The sequence below is a fragment of the Micrococcales bacterium genome, from assembly GCA_009784895.1.
GTDB lineage: Bacteria > Actinomycetota > Actinomycetes > Actinomycetales > WQXJ01 > WQXJ01.
The window spans coordinates 1-2,847 of the sequence record WQXJ01000106.1; the positions used below are offsets into that span (position 1 = coordinate 1).

At 61.6% G+C, this 2,847-nt stretch carries 6 protein-coding genes; 1 reads left to right on the forward strand and 5 read right to left on the reverse strand.

Annotated elements, in window-relative coordinates; genetic code table 11:
• Nucleotides 1-37: 37 nt before the first annotated feature.
• The 5 genes from FWD29_10165 to FWD29_10185 all read right to left on the reverse strand — a co-directional run bounded on the left by FWD29_10165 (nt 38) and on the right by FWD29_10185 (nt 2,057).
• Nucleotides 38-337: a type II toxin-antitoxin system PemK/MazF family toxin gene (locus FWD29_10165; protein ID MCL2804293.1), complete on the reverse strand. Its 300-nt coding sequence runs from the start codon at nt 335-337 to the stop codon at nt 38-40.
• Nucleotides 334-576 (reverse strand): ribbon-helix-helix domain-containing protein, encoded by a 243-nt coding sequence (locus FWD29_10170; GenBank protein MCL2804294.1) that lies wholly within the window; start codon nt 574-576, stop codon nt 334-336. The genes FWD29_10165 and FWD29_10170 overlap by 4 nt, the downstream gene beginning before the upstream one ends.
• Before the next feature lie 88 nt (nt 577-664).
• Nucleotides 665-1,177 (reverse strand): hypothetical protein, encoded by a 513-nt coding sequence (locus FWD29_10175; GenBank protein MCL2804295.1) that lies wholly within the window; start codon nt 1,175-1,177, stop codon nt 665-667.
• A gap of 209 nt (nt 1,178-1,386) precedes the next feature.
• On the reverse strand, nt 1,387-1,806 hold the full coding sequence (locus FWD29_10180) for a type II toxin-antitoxin system VapC family toxin (GenBank protein MCL2804296.1): 420 nt from the start codon (nt 1,804-1,806) through the stop codon (nt 1,387-1,389).
• On the reverse strand, nt 1,806-2,057 hold the full coding sequence (locus FWD29_10185; GenBank protein MCL2804297.1) for a ribbon-helix-helix domain-containing protein: 252 nt from the start codon (nt 2,055-2,057) through the stop codon (nt 1,806-1,808). The genes FWD29_10180 and FWD29_10185 overlap by 1 nt, the downstream gene beginning before the upstream one ends.
• Before the next feature lie 234 nt (nt 2,058-2,291).
• Between FWD29_10185 and rpsP the strand changes: the two genes are divergently transcribed.
• Nucleotides 2,292-2,847: 30S ribosomal protein S16 (rpsP, locus tag FWD29_10190; GenBank protein MCL2804298.1), on the forward strand; the 556-nt coding region annotated here is incomplete at its 3' end.

Below are 2,847 nucleotides of genomic sequence, written 5' to 3' on the forward strand. Positions count from 1 at the left end.
ACCCGCCGCGAGACCAGGTGAATCTGCTGGCCTTTTCCTAATCAAGGTTGAAGGCGCAGGCGATAGCTCTTGTCAGGTCGGCTTCTTGGGAATCGAGTAGGAGCCCGATCTGCCGGACAATGGCGCTAGTTGGGACCGTGGTCAGGTTGTCACAGCTGGCCACGCAAGGATGATCAAGACCATTGGCGCTGTCCAAGGAGACTTCCGTACTCAAGCCTCGAACTGTGCTGGTAATAGGAGCGATGGTTACTTTGCTGAGGTGGTCGAGTGCGACGCTTCGGGTCAGAATCAGTGCCGGCCGGGTTTTGTCAAGCCGCACCAACACAATTGGCCTCATCTGTCGATCCAGGACAGGTCACTGGCCGGTATGGGCTCGAGGTCGGGGTAGAGGGCCTCGCCTTGGCTAAGAACCCGGGCCATAATTGCCGCGTCGTCTCGGTATTGCCGATGTCGGTCCAGCTGGGTGATCGACTGGCGGACGGCGTCTGAGCGAGATTTGGCCCGGCCTCCGGCAACTTCGGCATCGAGAATGGCCAGCTCTTGTTGGCTAAGGCGAATCGCGATCTGTGTGCTCACAGGCCAATCCTACCTCTGGTGCATACCAATTGGTATGCACCCGTCGCTGGGGACAACGACCCGGACTGAAGACTGGCGCAGCGGTGGCTCAGTCCGTCTTTTCCAGGATCAGCAGCTCGGATAACGGGATGATGGCGCGCCCAATGTGAAGCGTCAAGGAATCAGCAAGGTCTTCAGACAGGTCGTATTGAAGAAAAAAGGTGTTAGCCAGCGTGATGGCCTCTGAATCAGAGATGTCTTCGCCAATTCCAATGCCCCTGATCGCGATGACTTTGTATTCCGTTCCGTCTTCGCCCGCCAAGACAATGGGCGACTGCTCGGCTGCGCTTTGGAAGTCCTCCAAGAAAATGGTGGCCGGATCCTCATAGGACACCACGACTTCGAAACACCCATCGGCAAAGTTTGGCCCGCAGTTATCCCCCATCTGGTGGCCTTCGATAGTAAAGGCGTAATCCTGCCAATCGACGTCAATGGCTCCCCTTAGTTCTTCGGCGCTTTCTGCGGGAGTTGCCTCTGCGGCCGGGGTCTTATCTGTTGTCTCGGTGGCCGGCTTGTCCCCGCCGCAGCCGAAACAAGTAGAGGCGAACATCAGCGCGAGCACGGCTGCGCCTACGGGTTTCCTAAACACTTTGGTCTCCGTTCTGCTGGTCCGTGAGCCGACCCTATCGGTTCGTCGGCGGTATTTGTCGCTTGCCAGCGCGCCATCGGCCCGCGGTCGCCCCCCTGCGGTACACAAACACCTTGACCTGGAGCACTTTTCAGATCCCGGCCGCCAGCGACAGCCAAGGCGCCGCCACCGGCCGGGCCTGTCTAAGCCGGCATGATTGGAGGGACATTCACGGCCCGGGCCGCGCCAGCCAGTCGTTGGTCGTAGGTGACTAGCCCGGCCGCCCCGTTCATGGCTGCCGTGGCCAGGTGGATCGCGTCCAAACTGCGCAGCGACTCGGGCCCAACACAGCGCGCCAGCCGCACCACCGGTTCACTCAGCGGCACAACCGAAAGTCCAGACACTGCCGTCTGCACAGCAGTATCAACCGGGTAGTCGGCTCGGTGCCCGCGTGCGGCGAGGGAGCGAATTGCGCGTTCGACCTCAATTTGTGCGACCACTGAGGTGAAAAGGCTGTCCCCGGAGGTCGAAGCCCGGCCCAGCCAGGTGCGTAGGGCCTCGCTCTCGGGCTCGCGGCGGGCGCGCTTGACCAGCGCGCTGGAGTCCAAAAAGTAGCGATGCATCAGAGCCGGTCGGCCCGCAACTCGTCCAGAAGCTCAGCTGTGGGTGGGCCACCGTCAATCAGAAGATGCTCCGGGAAGTCTTGAAATGGCGTGGCCTGAGGCAATTCCGGCAGCCCGTCATCGGGCAGCGTCCCAGAAAGCATTCGCCGCACGGCCTCGGTGATCAGAGAGGCCTGACTGCGACCGGTTCGCTCAGACTCGGCGCGGAGCTGGTCCGCCAGGGCCGGATCGAATCGCAGTGTCGTCGCCATGGGCCCATAGTATCATGCTGCCACCACACTGGTACCAAACCAAGTACGGGCCGGCATCGGGCAAAATGACCCAGGCGGTTTCCCACCAGGGCCGGCGATCTGGCACAATACTTCAGCGTATGTGCGCCGCGAGGAGCCCTCTAACGCCTCTGGTGCGCATCCATCCGGCCGTTTGGGCAGCCCACGGGCCTTGGCGCCGGCTAGACACATATGACTGAGGGAGAAACCACCACATTGGCTGTCAAGATTCGCTTGAAGCGCCTGGGCAAAATCCGGGCACCCTATTACCGCATCGTGGTTGTCGATTCGCGCGCCAAGCGTGATGGACGCGTGATCGAAGAAATCGGCAAATACCATCCCACCGAAGACCCCAGCTTCATCCAGATCGACTCCGAGCGAGTCCAGTACTGGCTGTCGGTAGGCGCCCAGCCCACCGAAGCTGTGTTGGCGCAGCTCAAGCTGACCGGCGACTGGCAGAAGTTCAAGGATTTGCCCTACGAAGAAGGCACCCTCAAGGTGGCCCAGCGCCACATCAGCGCCGCTGAGACCCTCGAAGCCGCCGAGGCTGAGGCCTTGAAGAAGGTTTCGGCCAAAGCCGAACTTGAAGCCAAGAAGCGGGCCGAAGCTGAGGCCGCCGAGGCCAAGCGGGAAGCCGAGGAAGCCGCCAAGGCCAAGAAGGAAGCGGCTGAGGCGGCCAAGGCTGCCAAGGAAGCCGCCAAAGCTGCTCAGGCTGAGGCTGAGGCGGCGGGCGCCGATGCCGAGCCGCCGGCCGATGCCGAAAAGGCTGAGG

What these genes read in the sequence shown, in the direction of transcription:
- FWD29_10165 (MCL2804293.1), bottom strand. Translation starts at nt 337, where the DNA reads ATGAGGCCAATTGTGTTGGTGCGGCTTGACAAAACCCGGCCGGCACTG.
- FWD29_10180 (MCL2804296.1), bottom strand. Translation starts at nt 1,806, where the DNA reads ATGCATCGCTACTTTTTGGACTCCAGCGCGCTGGTCAAGCGCGCCCGC.
- FWD29_10185 (MCL2804297.1), bottom strand. Translation starts at nt 2,057, where the DNA reads ATGGCGACGACACTGCGATTCGATCCGGCCCTGGCGGACCAGCTCCGC.